At 60.8% G+C, this 17,782-nt stretch carries 14 protein-coding genes and 2 pseudogenes; 7 read left to right on the top strand and 9 right to left on the bottom strand.

Annotated features, from left to right (window positions below; genetic code table 11):
* Nucleotides 1-60 precede the first annotated feature (60 nt).
* The 8 genes from HGP12_RS05865 to HGP12_RS05830 form a co-directional block, all read right to left on the bottom strand.
* On the bottom strand, nt 61-2,175 hold the full coding sequence (locus tag HGP12_RS05865) for a 5'-nucleotidase C-terminal domain-containing protein (RefSeq protein ID WP_168838176.1): 2,115 nt from the start codon (nt 2,173-2,175) through the stop codon (nt 61-63).
* Between the two features lie 146 nt (nt 2,176-2,321).
* Nucleotides 2,322-2,645, bottom strand: a complete 324-nt coding sequence (locus HGP12_RS05860; RefSeq protein WP_168838177.1) for a hypothetical protein — start codon at nt 2,643-2,645, stop codon at nt 2,322-2,324.
* Between the two features lie 28 nt (nt 2,646-2,673).
* The gene (locus HGP12_RS05855) at nt 2,674-3,060 is read right to left on the bottom strand and encodes a hypothetical protein (protein WP_168838178.1); all 387 of its coding nucleotides are present in this window, start codon (nt 3,058-3,060) and stop codon (nt 2,674-2,676) included.
* A gap of 181 nt (nt 3,061-3,241) precedes the next feature.
* Entirely contained in the window at nt 3,242-4,693 is a 1,452-nt protein-coding gene (locus tag HGP12_RS05850) for a homospermidine synthase (protein WP_168838179.1), read from the bottom strand.
* Nucleotides 4,694-4,931: 238 nt separating this feature from the next.
* Nucleotides 4,932-5,216, bottom strand: a complete 285-nt coding sequence (locus tag HGP12_RS05845; RefSeq protein ID WP_168838180.1) for a YciI family protein — start codon at nt 5,214-5,216, stop codon at nt 4,932-4,934.
* Nucleotides 5,217-5,220: 4 nt separating this feature from the next.
* Nucleotides 5,221-5,862 carry an aminotransferase class IV family protein gene (locus HGP12_RS05840; RefSeq protein WP_168878685.1) on the bottom strand — a complete coding sequence of 214 codons (642 nt, stop codon included), beginning with the start codon at nt 5,860-5,862 and terminating at the stop codon, nt 5,221-5,223.
* The gene (locus HGP12_RS05835; RefSeq protein ID WP_168838182.1) at nt 5,847-7,007 is read right to left on the bottom strand and encodes an aminodeoxychorismate synthase component I; all 1,161 of its coding nucleotides are present in this window, start codon (nt 7,005-7,007) and stop codon (nt 5,847-5,849) included. Before HGP12_RS05835 ends, HGP12_RS05840 begins: the two co-directional genes overlap by 16 nt.
* Nucleotides 7,008-7,283: 276 nt before the next feature.
* Complete coding sequence (locus tag HGP12_RS05830) at nt 7,284-9,128, bottom strand: M3 family oligoendopeptidase (protein WP_168838183.1); 1,845 nt, start codon at nt 9,126-9,128, stop codon at nt 7,284-7,286.
* A 220-nt stretch (nt 9,129-9,348) separates the two neighbouring features.
* Between HGP12_RS05830 and HGP12_RS05825 the strand changes: the two are divergent.
* The 6 genes and pseudogenes from HGP12_RS05825 to HGP12_RS05805 form a co-directional block, all read left to right on the top strand.
* A pseudogene (locus HGP12_RS05825) lies at nt 9,349-10,600 on the top strand (sigma-54-dependent transcriptional regulator); the annotation flags it as partial.
* Nucleotides 10,601-10,716: 116 nt separating this feature from the next.
* Nucleotides 10,717-10,929: pseudogene (locus HGP12_RS34745) on the top strand (helix-turn-helix domain-containing protein); the annotation flags it as partial.
* Nucleotides 10,930-11,104: 175 nt separating this feature from the next.
* Nucleotides 11,105-13,057, top strand: a complete 1,953-nt coding sequence (locus tag HGP12_RS05820; protein ID WP_168838185.1) for a DUF882 domain-containing protein — start codon at nt 11,105-11,107, stop codon at nt 13,055-13,057.
* Nucleotides 13,058-13,309: 252 nt separating this feature from the next.
* Nucleotides 13,310-13,927 carry a hypothetical protein gene (locus HGP12_RS05815; RefSeq protein WP_168838186.1) on the top strand — a complete coding sequence of 206 codons (618 nt, stop codon included), beginning with the start codon at nt 13,310-13,312 and terminating at the stop codon, nt 13,925-13,927.
* A gap of 120 nt (nt 13,928-14,047) precedes the next feature.
* Complete coding sequence (locus HGP12_RS05810; protein ID WP_168838187.1) at nt 14,048-14,905, top strand: glycosyltransferase family 25 protein; 858 nt, start codon at nt 14,048-14,050, stop codon at nt 14,903-14,905.
* Entirely contained in the window at nt 14,902-15,603 is a 702-nt protein-coding gene (locus HGP12_RS05805) for a polysaccharide deacetylase family protein (protein WP_168838188.1), read from the top strand. The genes HGP12_RS05810 and HGP12_RS05805 overlap by 4 nt, the downstream gene beginning before the upstream one ends.
* A gap of 127 nt (nt 15,604-15,730) precedes the next feature.
* Here HGP12_RS05805 and HGP12_RS05800 read toward each other — a convergent pair whose 3' ends face one another.
* Nucleotides 15,731-16,000, bottom strand: a complete 270-nt coding sequence (locus HGP12_RS05800; RefSeq protein ID WP_168838189.1) for a hypothetical protein — start codon at nt 15,998-16,000, stop codon at nt 15,731-15,733.
* A gap of 345 nt (nt 16,001-16,345) precedes the next feature.
* On the opposite strand from HGP12_RS05800, the gene HGP12_RS05795 reads away from it, so the two are divergent.
* Complete coding sequence (locus tag HGP12_RS05795) at nt 16,346-17,608, top strand: NAD(P)/FAD-dependent oxidoreductase (protein WP_168838585.1); 1,263 nt, start codon at nt 16,346-16,348, stop codon at nt 17,606-17,608.
* The last annotated feature ends 174 nt before the right edge of the window (nt 17,609-17,782 follow it).

The following is a 17,782-nucleotide window of genomic DNA, read 5'->3' as shown; positions in this document are numbered from 1 at the left end:
AGGAAAAAAAGCCGGCCCGCGGAAGTCCGGACCGGCTCTCTCATGCGAGACAAATCGTCCTTACTTGGACGGAATCCTCAACTTTTCGCCGACCGGGAGATGGTGCGGCTTGATATTGCGATTGGCGGCCAGAAGCTTGTGCCAGTGATTGGCATTGCCATAGTAGCTCTTGGCAATATCCCAGAGCGTATCGCCGGCGACGACGACATGCGTCGTCGGTGTCTTCGGCGGTTCACTGGCCGCAGTTGCCGGCGCGGGTGCCTCCTGAGCGGTTACCGCGGGAGCGCTCGCCGCGGGCGTCGAAGCCGCCGGAGTTTCGGCCGTGGGTGCCGCCGTGGCGGGCGTCGACGCTGCCGGATCCGACTTTGCCGGAGCGGATGGCATCGGCGTCGAATTTGCCGGCATCGTCGTATTGGGCACGGTGACGGTAGGAGCCGAAGAGGCAGACGGCGGCGTCGTGGAAGAGGCTGCGCCGCCATCGGTGGCCGGTGCCGGCTTTTGCTCGGGCGCGGCCTGCTGTGTCGCATCGGCGGGCTTTGCCGGCGCGGGCTGCGCCACCACGGCCGGAGTGCCGACCTGGCTTATGCGGCCGTCCGTATAGGGCTTGTAGGGATTGTGCGCGCCAAGATAGTCGGCAACCACCGATTCCAGATTGGGGCCGAAATCATAGGCATTCTTGCCGTCCTTGGCGAAAACAGCATAGCCGTCGCCGCCGGCGCGCATATAATTGTTGCTGACGACACCATAGGCTTTTTCGGGATCGATCGGCTTGAATTCCGTGCCCTCCTGCACGTCGACGGACAGCAGGCGGCTACCGGCCGGCTTCGACTTGTCGAAGCTGTATTTGAGGCCGGCAACCTGCGGAAACCGGCCGGCGCCGTCATCGATCTGGCTGAGGCCGTTTTCCAGCGCCGCCTTTACCTCCGCGCCGGTCAGCTGGAAGGTCGCGACCGTGTTCTGGAAGGGCAGCACGGTCAGGACGTCGCCCATGCTGACATCGCCGGCGCCGATGGAGGCACGCAGGCCGCCGCCGTTCTGGATGGCGATGGTAATGCCTTGCGTCCTGGTGCGGTCGAGCATTGCGTCGGCGACGAGATTGCCCATCGAGCATTCCTGAACGCGGCAGACTTCCCGCGCGCCTTCGATAGGCCCTTGCGAGCTGCCGATAATCTTCTTGCGCAGCTCCTCGATCGGCTTTGCCATCTCCTGCACGCGGGCGGCGATCGCCGGATCGGGCTTGATGGAGGCATCGAGCAGGATCGGGTCACCCTTGGCATCCTTAACGATGCCGTTGTCGTCGAAGGTGACGACGAGATCGCCGAGATACTTGCCATAGGAGGCGGCCTGTACCACAGGCACCTTGTAGCCCGCCGGATTGTCGACCATGGTCGGATAGGGGCCGGCCGCCTTCGGGTCGGTATTCGACAGGAGCGTATGCGAATGGCCGCCGACGACGACGCTGACGCCGGCGATCTTGGCGATCTTCTCGACATCGCGGGGATAGCCGACATGGGTGAGAGCGATGATCTTGTTGATGCCCTGAGACTTCAGCGCATCCACCTCGGCGCTGATGGCGGCGGCATCGTCGGTGATCTTCACATGCGGGCCGGGCGAGGCCAGTTCCGGCGTTTCGCTCGTCACGGCGCCGACGATGCCGATCTTCTGGCCGCCGACATCGAGCACGATGGATTTCTTGATGCGTTCGCCGAGCTTCGACTGGTCGGCGACGACCAGATTGGCGGTTACGACCGGGAACTGCGCCTTGTCGAGGAAGGCTGCAAGCGGGCCTTCGCCATCGTCGAACTCGTGATTGCCGACCGTCATGGCGTCGATCTTCATGTCGTTGAGGAATTCGACTTCGGCCGCACCCTTGTAAGTGGTGTAGAACAGCGAGCCCTGGAAATTGTCGCCGGCATCGAGAACAAGCACATTTTGACCGGCAAGTGCGGCGCGGCGCTGGTCGATGATAGTCTTCAGCCGGGCTGCGCCGCCTAAACACTCGTTCTTGGCCTCCTCGGCTGCCGAGCAGGTCGCGTCGAATTTGTTGATCGATTCCACGCGCGAATGGAAATCATTGAAATGCAGGATGTTGAGCTGATAGTCCGCGAAGGCGGCGCTGGTGCTGAGCGCCAGCAGCGTGGCGGCCAAAAGGCCCACTCCGAAGGGCTGCTTCATCTGTCTCTCCTGTTGGTCATCGCAATCCGGCCCGCCTGTGCCCCGTGGCGGTCCCCCGTGCCGATGTTTTCATCACGGGCAAGCGAGTGCAAGCAAAAGCTGTTGGCTTCATTAGGATTTTTACAAGCGCGAAATGGGGCGCCGGATCAGGCGCATGCCTCGACGGAGGCGGGGCCGTAGGATTCCCGCAATGCCGCAGCGACATTCCAGCCGACGGCGCAGAAGACGAGCAGGCAGCAAAGGGAAGCTGCGAGGTGAAAGCGCCATTTCCGCTTCCGGTAGAGGAGGATCGCGCCGGCACCATAGATCAGCAAGGCCGGCAAGGCGAAGAAGAGGACGCTGATCGGCCCGTCGCAATCGAGCGCCGCGAAGCCCTGAGCCCGATAGGTGTTGACGGGGAGAACCGTCGCCATAACAGCGACGGGGAAGGCTGCGATAAGAGCGAGATAAAGGATCAGCACGCCGCGCATGATGCCTTATCCGTCCAGCCGGCTCATGTCAGCCTTGGCGATTGAGCGAGAAATGCCCACCGGTTTCGGAGGTGCAATTGAGCTGGCTCGGATTGGCCAGGAAGCAATTCACCTTCGACGACGTGCGCTTGATGTTCGAATAAAGATTGATTTGGATCGTGCCCGACGGATCGGTCGTGTAGGTTCCCGAGGCCATCTGCTGGTTCGTGCCGTCCGTGGTGTGCGTTTCGAAGCGGCCGGCGTTGAAGGTCGAGTTCAGGCCGTTCGAATCGGCCCAGCTGCCTTCCACCGCGTTCATCCGCGGCTGGGCGCCGGTGTTCATTCCCATCGGCGGCGGCCTCGATCCGCCGAAATCGACGCAGGCGGACAGGGCTGACGCGGCAGCAACAAGGGCAAGCAAGGTTCTTATCTTCATAAATGTCTCCCGCGAATAAGGGCGGACCAAAGGCGCATCGGTTGCAAGGAAGATGACGCGGCCATCGGGCTAAAGCAAGGCTTCGCCGCCGATCTGCTTGATTTATCTGGCTTGCGTTACAAAAATGCCCGCACGACCTGTGCGGGCATTGAAGCATTGTATTGGACGAACGCTGTTACTCTCAGCGAACCAGAATGTTGCGGAACTGCCAGGGGTCCTTGGTGTCGATGTCTTCCGGGAACAGGCCCGGACGGCCTTCGAGCGGCGTCCAGTCCGTGTAGTGGCCTTCGACCGGACCAAGGTAGGGCAGCTGCACTTCGAGGCAGCGCTTGTAATCGACTTCGTCGGCCTCGACGACGCCGGCCGTCGGGTTTTCCAGCGCCCAGACCATGCCGGCGAGCACTGCCGAGGTTACCTGCAGGCCGGTGGCGTTCTGATAGGGGGCGATGCGGCGGGTCTCTTCGAGAGACAGGCGCGAGCCGTACCAGTAGGCATTCTTGGCATGGCCGTAGAGCAGCACGCCGAGTTCGTCGATGCCGTCCTCAAGCTCGTCCTCGTCGAGAACGTGATGGACCGGTTGCGCGGTGCCGCCGTTGCCGAACATTTCGTGCAGCGAAAGCACGGCGTCATTGGCCGGATGATAGGCGTAATGGCAGGTCGGGCGGAAGGTCACTTCGCCGTCCTTGTCGCGCACGGTGAAATAGTCGGCGATCGAGATCGACTCGTTGTGCGTGACGAGGAAGCCATATTGCGGGCCGGGGGTCGGGCACCAGGTGCGGACGCGGGTGTTGGCGCCCGGCTGTTCCAGATAGATGGCGGCCTGGCAGCCCTTCTTGTGCTTCTTGGCGTTCTTCGGCATCCATTCTTCATGGGTGCCCCAGCCGAGTTCGGCCGGCTGCAGGCCTTCGGAGATGAAGCCTTCGACCGACCAAGTGTTCCAGAAGACGTTGAGCGGCTTCGGATGCTTGGTGCGCTGCGTGTCGCGCTCGGCGATATGGACGCCCTTGACGCCGACCTTCTTCATCAGCTTGGCCCAGCCTTCGCGGTCATGCTGGTCCGGCTCGTCGAACTTCAGGTCGATATCTTTGGCGAGGTTGACAAGCGCCTGCTTGACGAACCACGAGACCATGCCCGGATTGGCGCCACAGGTGGAAACGGCCGTCGCGCCGCCGGGGTTCTTCGCCTTTTCCTTGCGCATGGTTTCACGCAGCGCATAGTTCGTGCGGTCGGCGTTCTTCAGGCTTTTGTCGAAATAGAAGCCGAGCCAGGGTTCGACGACGGTGTCGATGTAGAGCACATCGAGCTTGCGGCAGAGCTTGACCAAATCGAGCGAGCCGGTGTCGACAGAAAGATTGACGCAGAAGCCCTGGCCGCCGCCTTCCGTCAGGAGCGGCTTCAAGAGATCCTTGTAATTGTCCCTGGTGACATATTCCTTGATGTGACGGACGCCATGCTTTTCCAGGATCGCCAGGTGCTCGGCGTCCATCTGCGGGTCGATGACGACCATCCGGCTTTTGTCGAATTTGAAATGGCGCTCGATCAGGGGCAGGGTGCCGCGACCGATGGAGCCAAAGCCGATCATCACGATCGGACCGGTAATTTCGGCATATACCGGATAGTTCTTTTCCGTCATTCTTTTCTCCTTCGAAAGGCAGGACGCCGTTCGGTTTGCGAAATTCAATCAGAGTTGGCGCGAAAACGCGAGATGAGCGGCTCTAATCATAATTTGATGTCACAATAAAGAGCTGTTCAGGGTTAGCCGGGCAAAGTCAAGAAGACCAACATACACGCCATATGCGACGAGTTTGTTGCCTTCAAGGTTTGTTTTCACTGACGTAGGGGAATAGGGCTGCGGTGGCCGCCCTCATCGATCAGGCTTTCAAGCCTTCGAAACCATCGGCGACGGTGGTGAAAGCGATTTCCTGAACCTCGTAAGCAGCGACGCCATGAATGGTAAAGGGGTCGGCGGCAACATAGGCTTCCAGCTCGGTCCGCTCGCCGCGGGCGAGGATGACGCCGCCGGTGCGCGGCACCTTGCGGCCGGAGGCCAGAAACCAGCCCTTGGCATAGCCTTCCTTCACCCAGGCCATGTGCGGCTCCATATGCTTGTCGGCTTCGTCATTGCCCTTGAGATAGGTGAGCGAGAGGATGAACATTCAATCAATTCCATAGGAGTTGTGCGCGGATCAGGCCGCGCAGGGAGTTTCCGACGTAAAGGGTGCGGTCTTTGAGATCGTCGAGCCGGATGCGGCCGACGCGAGCTTTGCGCTGGCAGATAAGTTCCGTGCGCAGGACGCCCGCCAGCAGGCCGGCGGAAATCGGTGGAGTGCGCAATGCGTCCGGACCGTCTTCGATGAAAACCGAGGTGATCGTCCCCTCGCATACCTCGTCCTTCTCATTGAGCAGCAGCACCTCGTCTGCTTCATCGGGTCGATACTCGGCGCGAGCCGCTTCATAGACGCCACGGCGCGTGGTCTTGACGCGTAGCAGCTTGTCGGCGGAATCGAGCCGGGTCGCGGCGATGCGCACCCGCCAGACAGTGTCGGGCGGCAGTGGGACAAAGGGGGCCGTCGTCACCGCCGTCTGCCCTTCGCGATCCAGCGTCAGCCGAACTCGCAAGGGTGCGGCTGCGCCGGCAACAGCCTGCTCGAGTTTTCCAAGCACGTTCTTCGGCGCTGAAAAGCTGAGCCGGCGGGCGGAGCGCTGCAGCCGGGCGAGATGCAGGCGCAGGCGGACGAAGCCGGTTTCCGGCTCGTAGCGCAGCGTCTCGATCAGGGAAAAATCCTCTATCGGTTGATCCATCGGTCCCCCACGGCGAAACGCGCCTTGAGGAGGCATTCCTCATATTCCGCTTCCGCCGTCGAATCGAAGACGATGCCTCCGCCGACATTGAACACCGCGCGGCCGTCTTCGAAAAGCGTGATCGTGCGGATCGCCACGGAAAAGCGCATGGCGCCGGTCGGCGAGATCATGCCGATCGCGCCGCAATAGGCGTCGCGGGGTGTGTCTTCGAGTTCGTGCAGGATTTCCATCGCCCGCATCTTCGGCGCGCCGGTGATCGAGCCGCAGGGGAAGAGCGCTGCGAGGATATCGCGGATTGATATGCCGGAAAGCAGCTTGGCCTGCACATGGCTGACCATCTGATGCAGGGTGGGATAGGTCTCGATCTCGAAGAGCCTGGGGACGGCGAGCGTGCCGACCTCGGTGATGCGCGAGATATCGTTGCGCAGCAGGTCGACGATCATGCGGTTTTCGGCTTGCGTCTTTTCGTCGGCCAGCATGGCGGCGATGATCTCGTTATCCTCGGCGGCATCCTTGCCGCGCTTGGCCGTCCCCTTCATCGGATGCGTCTCGATCCAGCCGTCCTCGTCCGTACGGAAGAAAAGCTCCGGCGAGCGCGACAGGATGATCGGTCCGCCGAGATCGACAAGCGCGCCGTATTTCACCGGCTGCCGTTCGATCAGCGACCAGAAGGCGGCGCGTGGATTGCCGTTCCAGCGGGCATGGATCGGCATTGTGAGGTTCGCCTGATAGCAATCGCCCTGGCGCAGATGCCAATGCAGCCTGTCGAAGCGCTCCTTATATATCTCGAAATTCCAGCCGGCTTTCGGCTCCGTGAGGAACTCCCGGTTTTCCGGGCGCTGTGCCGGCCGGCCAAGCGGATGATCATCGGCGGCGGGGGCATCGAAAACGCCAAAGCAGAGAAGCGGCGTTTCCCTGTTCTCCTCGGCGAAAGATGCGAGTTTTTCCTCGAAGAGATGGCCGGCTTCATAGGCCACATATCCGGCAAGCCACTTTCCCTGCCGCTTGGCTTCTTCCATCCTATCGAGGGCATCGAAGAACTGCGCGCGCGTATGGGCCACGATGATCTCGGCCGGTTCGGCAAAGATCATCACCTGTCCTGTGCTGTCGTCCCTGAAGAGGACGTAGGGTATGGCGTCGGCCATGGGCGGATTTCTATCCAGTCTTTTGTTCAGTCGATCTCAGGCATGAATGCGCCTGACGCGTCTTCGCGCATGGCCCCTCACCCCAACCCTCCCCCCCTAGCGGGGAGATGGAGTTACCGCAGCCACTTCCCCATGATTTCAACGGGAACAGTGCGGCTGATGCCGAATAGGTTCCCTCTCCCCGCAAGCGGGGAGAGGCTAGGGTGAGGGGCTACGCCCGATGGCATTGCAATGGCGAAGGTGCCTGGCCCGCTGCTCCTGTCAGCAGGCGGAATTTCAGTTCTTATCTAGCGCTTCCAGCTCGTCGATCAGCCCTTCGATCATCGACAGTCCCTTGCTCCAGAACGACGGATCGGTGGCGTCGAGGCCGAAAGGCTTCAGGAGTTCGGAGTGATGCTTGGTGCCGCCGGCCTTCAGCAGCTCGAAATACTTGTCCTGGAAACCCTTTTCGGCATTGCGATAGACCGCATAGAGCGAGTTCACGAGGCAATCGCCGAAGGCATAGGCATAGACGTAGAAAGGCGAGTGGATGAAATGGGGGATATAGGCCCAATAGGTCTCATAGCCCTCGGAGATCTTGATCGCCGGCCCCAAGCTGTCCGTCTGTACCGAGAGCCACAGCTCGCCGATATTATCCGATGTCAGCTCGCCATTCTTGCGGGCGGTATGCACCTTGCGCTCGAATTCATAGAAGGCGATCTGGCGCACGACCGTATTGATCATGTCCTCGACCTTCTGGGCAAGCATGGCCTTGCGCTCGCGCTTGTCGGTGGTCTTGTCGAGCAGGGCGCGGAAGGTCAGCATCTCGCCGAAGACCGAGGCGGTTTCAGCTAATGTCAGCGGCGTCTGGCACATCAGCGCGCCCTGACCGCCGGCCAGCACCTGATGCACGCCATGGCCGAGCTCGTGCGCCAGTGTCATGACATCGCGCGGCTTGCCCATATAGTTGACGAGAACGTAAGGGTGGGCCGACGGGACGGTCGGATGCGCGAAGGCGCCCGGCGCCTTGCCCGGGCGCACCGGCGCATCGATCCATTCCTCATCGAAGAAGCGCTTGGCGATATCGGCCATTTCCGGTGCGAAGTTACCGTAGGCGGAAAGAACCGTGTCTTTCGCCTCGCTCCAGGGGATCAGTGCATTGGGCGTTTCCGGCAGCGGCGCGTTGCGGTCCCAGAAATTCATCTGGTCCATGCCGAGCCACTTGGCTTTCATCTTGTAATAGCGGTGCGAGAGGCGCGGATAGGCCTCCCGCACGGCAGCCGCCAGCGCATCCACCACCTCGCGCTCGACGCGATTGGCCAGGTGCCTGCTGTCGGCGATATCCTCGAAGCCGCGCCAGCGGTCGGCGATTTCCTTGTCCTTGGCCAGCGTATTGGTGATGAGCGTGAAGGTGCGCAGATTGGCCTTGAAGGTTTCGGCAAGCGCCATTGCCGCCTTGCGGCGCACGTCCGGATCCTGTTCCTGCAACATGTTCAAGGCGACTTCCAGTGGCTGCTTCTCGCCGTCGATGTCGAAACGCAGCTCAGCCATCGTCTCGTCGAACAGACGGTTGAAGGCGGCGGCACTCGTCATGGATTTTTCCAGGAACAGCTGCTCCAGCCTGTCGTCGAGCTGATGCGGCTTGTCCTTGCGCAGGTCGACGATCCACGGGCGATAGTGGCCTGCGGCGGGGTCGTTAGCCATGCAGGCGTCCATGACAGCATCGTCGATGCGGTTCAGTTCCAGCGCAAAGAACAGCAGGTGAGAGGAGTAGTCCGTGAGCTTTGTCTGGACGTCGCCATAGAGCTTGCCGTTGTTCGGATCGATCGTATTGGAAAAGTAGGTGAGCCCGGCGAACGAGCCGAGACGGCCCATGACGTCGTCAAGCGCCTCATACTCCTTGATGGCAGCGCCGATACCGGCATCGCCCGATTTGGCGGCGGCGTCGGTAAGCTTTCCCTTCCACTTTTCCTCGAAGGCAACCGCCATCCTGCCGGCCTTTTCCATATCATCGAGGAAGGCTTGCGAGGTGGCGGACGGATAGAGATCGCTGAGCTTCCAGGCTGGCAGGTCACCAAGCGTCTGGCCGGCGGCCGGGCTCGCGGAGAAGTTAAGGGATTGATGGAGAGAGGTCGGGCTCATGGGCGATATTTCCTCTGCTTTTCTTGTTCGGACCGTCCGGTCCGTTCGTGTCTATTCGGCTGGAAAGCCTGCTGCAAGGCCTGATTTTCCTGCGTTGGCGCTTGAAACATAAGCGATGTTACATTCGTCATAATGATTAAAATGCAATGATTTGGCAAAACTTCATGTTCAAGCCTTTCTGCGAGTGTTCGCTTCAGGTTTCGCATGAAGTGAGGCACCAATGACCGTTTACAATAGCGCCAAGGTGGGCGCGCAGATTCTCGTTGTCGAGGATGATCCGATTCAACGACGTCTGCTGAAAAATGCCATCGAGCGGCACGGACACGTTGCCCATTTGGCAGAGAATGGCCGTCTCGGCCTTGAAGTTTTGAAGCGCAGCAGCGATCAGATCAGCGTGATCGTGCTTGATCTCATGATGCCGGAAATGAACGGCATCGAGTTCCTGGGCGCCCTGAACGATATGGGTATCGATCTGCCCGTGATCGTACAGACGGGGCAGGGCGGCATCGACACCGTGGTGCAGGCCATGCGGGCCGGTGCCTTCGATTTCGTCGTCAAGCCGGTATCGCCCGAGCGTATCGCGGCATCGATCGCCAACGCCCTGAAGCTCGACCAGCGCGAGGCCAAGGCTCGTGCCGGGCGTAAGTCGCGCTCGAGCAGCATCACCTTCGACGACATCGTCTCGGCAAGCCCGGCGATGATGCGTGTGATCGACCTTGCCCATCGTGCGGCGCAATCGAATATTCCGGTCGTGCTGGAAGGCGAATCCGGCGTCGGCAAGGAATTGGTCGCGCGTGCCATCCAGGCCGCCAGCGACCGTGCCGGCAAGCCGTTCGTGACGGTCAACTGCGGCGCCATTCCGCATAATCTGGTCGAAAGCATTCTTTTCGGTCACGAGAAGGGCGCCTTTACGGGTGCTGCCGAGCGCCATGTCGGCAAGTTCATGGAAGCCGATGGCGGCACGCTGTTCCTCGACGAGATCGGCGACCTGCCGCTTGATGTCCAGGTCAAGCTGCTTCGCGCCGTCCAGCAGGGCGAAATCGAGACCGTCGGCGCGCGCGTCGCGCAGAAGGTCAATGTCCGGCTGATCTCGGCGACCAACAAGGATCTGATCGAAGAGGTCAAGGCAGGGCGGTTCCGCGAGGACCTTTACTATCGCCTCAACGTCTTCCCGATCACCATGCCGGCCCTGCGCCGCCGCAAGGAAGATATTCCGCACCTGGCACGCGCCTTCGCGGACCGGTTCGCTCTGGAGCAGAAGCTCGATCATCCGCTCGGGATCAGCAACGATGCCCTTGCGCTGTTGACGGCCTATGACTGGCCGGGCAATATCCGCCAGCTCGAAAATGCGATCTTCCGCGCGGTCGTCCTGTCCGAAGGACCGGAGTTGCTCGATAGGGATTTCCCGCAGATCTCCGCGCAGTTGCCGGGCTATTTCGCGGCCGAGCATCCGACCTTAGTTGTGGATAATTCGCACGCGCACGCCGCGGAAGCCATTGCAACCGAGAGAGCGGACCGGGCCGCACGCCCCCTTCTTCAAGGCGCGGCTGCAACCTCTTCTCTTGCGGGCGGGGATGCTTCAGAGAGCGCTTCCGACAATGTCATCGTCAGCACCAATATATCGGGCGACGTCAGAAAACTGGCGGATGTCGAGGAAGAACTCATCCGATTTGCCCTGAAATTCTATCGCGGGCAGATGAGCCAAGTGGCAAGAAAGCTCGGAATCGGCCGCTCAACTCTCTACCGGAAGTTGAAGGACTACGGCATAGACCCGGATGACCCGCAAAAAAACGCCGCATGAATGGTGATTTAACGTTTAGGCAAGCATATTTTGTTACCCGTCGTAAAGCACTTGTTAGTGCATCGTTCACCATGTATGAAGAGGGCGACCATGTGTGGCATTTTTGCCATCGTGTCACCGCAATTGACAGCCATTTGGAACACGATGCGACATTGTCTGTCGGACGGGGATCGAATTGCCGAATTTGAGTGGAAATACCAAGCCTAAAAGCTTGAGCTGGCATTCTGCGTGCTCTGACTTATTTCGCAAGGTGGCCAAGGTTGCAGCCGTTGGCCTCCTTGCTTTGGCCGTTTCCACCCCAGTTTTCGTCGGCACTCCCTCGCAGGCCGGCGGCGAAACCCGCAGCCTCAAGATCTACTACGTCCATACCGGCGAAAAGGCCGTCATCACCTACAAGCGCAACGGCAAGTTCGATCCGGACGGTCTGGAGAAGCTGAATCGCATCCTGCGCGACTGGCGCAAGAATCAGCCGACCAAGATGAATCCGCGCCTGTTCGACCTCATCTGGGAAGCCTACCGCGAAAGCGGATCGCACGAATTCATCTACGTGATCTGCGGTTTCCGGTCTCCAGGCACCAACGAGATGCTGCGCACACGCACGGCCCATACGGGCGTTGCCAAGAAGAGCCAGCACATGCTCGGCAACGCGATGGATTTCTATCTTCCGGACGTCAAGCTTTCCAAGTTGCGCGAAATCGGCATGAAGCTGCAGGTGGGCGGCGTCGGCTACTATCCGACCTCCGGCTCCCCCTTTGTCCATATGGATGTCGGCGGCGTGCGCGCCTGGCCGCGCATGGATCGCCAGGATCTCGTCCGCCTGTTCCCGGACGGCAAGACCATGCATATTCCGGCTGATGGCCGGCCGCTGCCGGGCTACCAGCAGGCAGTTGCCGATTACAAGCGCCGCATGTCGTCAGACGATATCCAGATCGCCAGTTCCTCGTCGCCGCGGCGTGGCTTCTTTGCCCGCCTGTTTGGCGGCGGCGGTGCGGATGAGGAAGAGGATAATGCGGAAAGCGGCACAGCGGCAGCACCGGTGGCCGTCGCTTCGGCTGCCCGTAAGGGTCAGCCGGCTCTGCCCGCAAGCGACGAGGGTGACGATAGCGCCGCTCCGGTTCAAGCTCCGGCCCAGGTTCAGGTTGCAAGCGTAAACGCTCCGGTTCCGCAGGTTCGTCCGGCCTTCGGCAATCAGCCTGCGGGCAGCGATGTTGCGTCCGCGCTTGTCTCGCCGTCGCGTAACGCCGCGCAGGACGCGCTTGCCGCCGCAATGCCTGATACCGACGATCAGCCCCAATATGCCGATCTTCGTTCCTATCACGTACCCGTTCCGGCCTTGCTCGATCGGCGTGCGCCTGGCGATGCCGAACTGGCCTCTGCCGAGGCTGACATGAAGGGCCAGGTCGCTTCCGTACCCGTGCCGGCACAACGCCCCGAACTCGCCGAGAATCTTTTGGCATCCAGTGATGCGGACCAGGAAGCGCTCGACGATCAGGCCGATGTCGCCGCGCTTTCGCCCTCGGTCGTTGCTGCTCTCGAGCAAAGCCGTCCCGATCGATCCGATGCGAATGCTGCGGTCGCGCCGCCGCTTAACGATGTTGCGTCGAAAGACCAGATCGCGCCCGTCAACGAGGGGGCTGCGGGCGGGAACGGTGCCGCCCAGGCGATTGCTTCGGTTCTGCCACAGCAGAGACCGGCGCAGCAGATGCCGATGCAGGTGGCGGCGCTCGCGCCGATCCGCAACGAGCTCAAAGCCAGCAGCCGTCGTTTCAACGATAGTTTCGATACTGCGACCCCGCAGGAGCGTCCGATTGCCGCTGGCATCGCGACCAAGGGCTCGCGGCCGAGCAGGCAGGATGCGGCCGAGGCCGATGCCGGCCGGGCTACGGTGACGACCGCGCCGAGCCTGACGGAGAAGATGATTTCGCAGTGGGCGATCGCAAAGGCCCGTGTCGAGATCGTCAATCGCCCGGTCAAGGCGCCGCGTTTCGTCAGCCCGACGCTGCGTGCCCAGCCGACCGCCGTCTACACGGATGGCTTCAAGATGCAGACGGCATCGATCGATCCGGAACGTTTCAGCGGATCCGCCGTGAATTTCCTTCAGGTGAAGAAGTTCAATTCGGTCGAATAGGCTGAGTTCCTGTTCTATGCAGTTTGCGGGAGCCGTTTAGGCTCCCTTTGCATATGGCGGGCGGGGCTGAGACGCGGTCTGGAACTATTCGTCATGGGATCTGCGCGTTCTGGCTGAAATGTCGATGACGGCCCGTGGCTGTTGCTTGCCGGTGACACCGCATCTGCTTTCAGGTTCACGTCAGATTTTATTCATCTTGGCCTCATTGAGTGCGATTAGGGCGGCAGTCTTTGCAAGGCTGGATATCCGCGTTTGAACCGAAAGACGGCAATCATCATCGGCAATGGCAAGCTGCAGCGCGATCTCTCGGAGATCGTGGACGGGGCGGATTTTACGATGCGCTTCAACGAGCCGAAGGCGTCGATCGGCATGAGCGGATCGCGCACCGATATTCTCATGCTTGCAGCCTCCAGCAAGCCGATGCAACGCCGACTGACGGATCCGACTTTCCTGACCAGCGCTACCTTCAAGGCCGCAAAGGAGGTCGTGCTTGCCTACCATCCCGTCATCATCAGCAAGTATCACCCCAAGCCCAATTTCCTTTCGCGACTGAAAGGCAGGAGAAGCGACTGGACGATGCGGACGATCGAACTCGTCGGCGCCGCCGGCAAGGAGATCCGCATCATGCCGCCGCAATTCTATATCGAAGGCTGTGCGGAGCTTGGCGTGACCGAATGCCGGATGCGCCAACTTTTTCCGAGCACCGGCTTTTTCGGCATCCGCTATGCCCTGTCGCGGTTGCCCGCCGACGAGTGGGACGTGAAGCTGTGCGGCTTCAGCTGGGAAGGATGGAAGCGTCATGCCTGGCTGGATGAGCGCCGCTGGATCGACGACAAGATGGCGAGCGGGCGCATCAGTCTGCTTGCCTAACCTCCTTTCAGTTGTTCAGATCGGTTGAAAACAACCGTTTTCAGTTTCGGCTCAGGTTTGCCTAAGCCCGCTTTCATTCACGGTTGCTAGAGCCTCGCGAAATTGACCGAGGTATTCTCAATGCAAACCTACGAATTCAACCCGTCTTCGGCGATGCCGCTCGAAAGATCTCATGCGGGATTCGAGTTCGATCATGCATCCAATCCCGTCGGCACCAGACTGGACGAGCCGAGGCAACCCGTCATTCGCGGCTTCATCATTCATCTGGAGCGGGCTCGCGACCGCATGCCCCAGGTCGAGCGGCTTGCCGCCAGGCTTCCGGTGCCAAGCGAAATCATCGAAGCGGTTGACGGACGCGTCCTGTCGGTCGGCGAGGTCGAGCGCGTCTATCGCCGCCGACTGCAGAAGCCGTACTATCCCTTTGCAATGAGCATTGGCGAAATCGCTTGTTTCCTGTCGCACCGCAAGGCATGGGCCGCTATTGTCGAGCAGGGTATCGATGCCGGCCTTGTCTTCGAGGATGACGTCGAAATCGATGATGCGTTCCGGGTTGCCTTTGCCGCAGCCAAGGCTTGCCTGAAGCCGGGTTCGTTCATTCGTTTCCCATTCCGCATGGGTAAGGAGCATGGCAAGTGCGTTCTGTCCGAGGGGGAGACCAATGTCATCCAGCCGACCCGGATCGGTCTCGGCATGGTGGCGCAGCTCGTCAGTCGAGATGCTGCCATCCGTCTGCTGGAGGCGACATCGATTTTTGATCGGCCCGTGGATACGACCGTGCAGATGAGCTGGTTCACCCGCGTATCCCCGCTGGCGGTCCTGCCGGGCGGTGTGCATGAAATTTCGCCGCAACTTGGCGGCAGTACCATCAAGAGCCACAAGACATTGGCCGAGCGGCTTTCGAGAGAGGTGTTGCGGCCACTCTATCGCGCGAAAATCGTCTTCCATTCGCGCCGCTTCATCCGAGACGCCATATCGTGACCATTCCAATCCTCGCCTATCATCAGATTGCGGTGCCGCCCTCGCGCCAGGCGCCGTTCAGAAGCATGGTCGTTCATCCCGAAGCCTTCCATCGCCAGATGGCGTGGCTGAAACGGCTTGGCATCCAGGGCATGACGCTGCGTGAGGCAATGCCCTACATCCGGGGCGAAAAGGCCGGCAAGGTCGCCGCTATCACCTTCGATGACAGCTATGCCAATGTCTATGAGAATGCCTTGCCTGTGTTGCAGGAGTTCGGCTTCACGGCCACGAATTTCGTGGTGGTGAACCAGATCGGCGGCAGCAACGTTTGGGATACGCCCATCGGTCTAGGGCATGCGCCCTGCATGTCGGTGGAGCAGCTGCGCCACTGGCACAGTCTGGGGCACGAGGTGGGATCGCACACGCTCGATCATGTGCGGCTCCCGCGATTGCCGATGGAGGAAGCGCGCCGCCAGATCACGCATTCGCGCGAGCTGCTGGAAGATTTGCTCGACGAGGGTATCTCGTCTTTTTGCTTCCCCTATGGCGACGAAACGCCGCTTGATCGCGTGTTGACCTATGAGGCGGGCTATAGTGCCGCGACGACGACCCGGCGCGGCCGGGCGCGGCCGGGCAACGACCCGTTCGGCTTGCCGCGCGCAACGATCCGGCGCAACGACAGCTGGATGCATTTCGTCAAGAAGTGCATCGTCGGATAGCAGGCTGCCACTAGAGGTTTTTCGCTTTTCTTCGAATCGCGAAAACGCTCCATCTTCTTATTCCGAACGCATTCCGGACGGAAAACCGCACTTTTCCTGGAAATGCGGTGAATCGCGGCAGCACCGGTTATGGCTGCTTTTTCGATACGGGAGCGGGATCCGCGAGGGGGTGGCCATTGATGTCGCTGAGCGTGATGGGGCCGCCGAGATGGTTCCGCACCGTCGTTGCCGGCGGCATGAGGGTCCATGTGAAATAGGCGATCAGGCCGCAGACACCGAGCAGAAAAACGGTGAGAATCGCCGGAATGGACCATTCTTTCGTGAACATCGGCATCTGCCGGCGAGGCTTGAACGTGGCACGGCGGCCTGCCGCCGTCTTATTGAGCTGTGTCGGCATCGGTGCCTCCAAAACTAGGTGTCCAGGCAGAGCAGGGGCCGAGGGATATCAGCGCAACGGCGCATAGAATACGCACCGGCCATTGCGTTGTTGCGAAGACCCGCTTGCGCACGATCCCTCTCCATGTCTGTCTGGATGAAGCACGTACGACATTCGCCGTTTCAGCTCAATGCGGCAATTTGGTATCGCCGTCTTGGTATCGCTGGCGCCGCGCCCGTTTACACGCCACTTCGAGGTCAGCTACAGATGAAGGTGATGGCTCGCGCTGGCGGATTGGCGGGCCTCGTATCGTCCACCGTCGCGCGGCTGGGTCGCTTTCCGGCGCTTGCGCGAAAAGGAATTGGAATGCCCATCGTGTCCTGGAAAGGCGGCGAGGTCGACGTTGCCGTCATCGGTGCGGGAGCCGCCGGTGTGGGCGCTGCCCGGCAATTGCAGCTGCTTCGCCCGGATCTCTCCATCCTATTGCTGGAAGCCTCTGATCGGGTCGGCGGTCGTGCTCGCACAATCCATCCGTTCGGTGCGGATGGGGTCGCGCTCGATCTCGGCTGCGGCTGGCTGCATGGCGCGCGAACCAATGCCTGGACCAGGATCGCTGAAGAGATCGGCCTGACCGTCGATCGCACGCCCGCGCCCTGGAGCGATGGCGGACATCGGCTCGAACAAGACGATCCCGAGGTAAAGGCTGCCGGGGCAGCTGTGAACCGATTTTTCGAACGCGCCTACGCCTATGAAGGCGCGGATGATGCGGATCTTTCGACCCTGGTTGCGCCTGACGATCCGTGGAGTGAACGGATTCATGCCGTCGGGGCGTTCATGACCGGAGGAGAGCTCGACAAGTCCTCGGTGATCGATCTTGGCCGCTATGATCCCGGTCCTGGCCCGGATTGGCGGGTGCGGCAGGGCTACGGAACGCTGGTTGCGACCTATGGCCTGCCGGTGCCGACCGTCGTTGGCGTCGAGGTCCGTCGCATCGACCATAGCGGCGCCGGCCATGTCGTGCTTTCCACGAGCAAGGGCGATCTGCGGGCAAGGGCCGTTATCGTCACCGCTTCCACCAATGTGCTCGCTGCCGAACGCATCGCCTTCTGGCCGCCGCTGCCGGAGAAGATCGAGGCCGCGTCGCGCCTGCCGCTCGGGCTGGCAAACAAGCTTTTCATTCGCATTGCCGAGCCGGATATGTTTCCCGACGATACGCATGTCATGGGATCGCAGCACAGCCACCGGACAGGCGCCTATCAGTTGAAGCCGTTCGGCGCGCCTGTCATCGAAGCCTATTTTGCCGGCGATCTCGCGCTTGATCTGGAACGGCAAGGCATGGAGGCGATGTTTGCTTTTTCGGTGGAGCAGCTAAAGCGTGTCTTCGGTTCGGATGCCGGCGCGAAACTGTCGCCCCTCATCATGTCTGCCTGGGCTGGTGAGCCCTTTGTCGGCGGATCCTATTCCTATGCGACACCCGGCGCATCCGATCTCCGTGGGGTACTGGCCGCCGCCCGCGACGATCGGTTGTTCTTTGCTGGAGAAGCCTGTTCGAGGCCGCGATATTCGACCGCTCATGGTGCCTATGAGACCGGCGCCGCTGCCGCTAAAGCCGTCGCGAAAGCACTGTGACGGGAAGCTGAGAGGAGGGGCGGGCGGGAAATGACGGTTTGCCTCATAAATTTCTGAAAATCACTCTTAAACTTGCGCAGGAACAGGCGTAAACGCAATCAAATACCACCCGATTTGATTTAAACCATCCTTCGGGAGATGGGCGGCGAAAGCCGCAATAAATGAAGCATTGGA

The sequence above is a fragment of the Rhizobium sp. P28RR-XV genome, assembly GCF_012641385.1.
In the GTDB taxonomy this organism is placed as follows: domain Bacteria; phylum Pseudomonadota; class Alphaproteobacteria; order Rhizobiales; family Rhizobiaceae; genus Rhizobium.
The sequence above is the reverse complement of the archived record's forward strand: the minus strand, read 5'-3'. Positions and strand labels throughout refer to the sequence as shown.

Bases quoted from the DNA above. Each gene is read 5' to 3' on its own strand.
- HGP12_RS05865 (WP_168838176.1), bottom strand. From the start codon at position 2,175: ATGAAGCAGCCCTTCGGAGTGGGCCTTTTGGCCGCCACGCTGCTGGCG.
- HGP12_RS05860 (WP_168838177.1), bottom strand. From the start codon at position 2,645: ATGCGCGGCGTGCTGATCCTTTATCTCGCTCTTATCGCAGCCTTCCCC.
- HGP12_RS05855 (WP_168838178.1), bottom strand. From the start codon at position 3,060: ATGAAGATAAGAACCTTGCTTGCCCTTGTTGCTGCCGCGTCAGCCCTG.
- HGP12_RS05850 (WP_168838179.1), bottom strand. From the start codon at position 4,693: ATGACGGAAAAGAACTATCCGGTATATGCCGAAATTACCGGTCCGATC.
- HGP12_RS05845 (WP_168838180.1), bottom strand. From the start codon at position 5,216: ATGTTCATCCTCTCGCTCACCTATCTCAAGGGCAATGACGAAGCCGAC.
- HGP12_RS05840 (WP_168878685.1), bottom strand. From the start codon at position 5,862: ATGGATCAACCGATAGAGGATTTTTCCCTGATCGAGACGCTGCGCTAC.
- HGP12_RS05835 (WP_168838182.1), bottom strand. From the start codon at position 7,007: ATGGCCGACGCCATACCCTACGTCCTCTTCAGGGACGACAGCACAGGA.
- HGP12_RS05830 (WP_168838183.1), bottom strand. From the start codon at position 9,128: ATGAGCCCGACCTCTCTCCATCAATCCCTTAACTTCTCCGCGAGCCCG.
- HGP12_RS05810 (WP_168838187.1), top strand. From the start codon at position 14,048: ATGCAAACCTACGAATTCAACCCGTCTTCGGCGATGCCGCTCGAAAGA.
- HGP12_RS05800 (WP_168838189.1), bottom strand. From the start codon at position 16,000: ATGCCGACACAGCTCAATAAGACGGCGGCAGGCCGCCGTGCCACGTTC.
- HGP12_RS05795 (WP_168838585.1), top strand. From the start codon at position 16,346: ATGCCCATCGTGTCCTGGAAAGGCGGCGAGGTCGACGTTGCCGTCATC.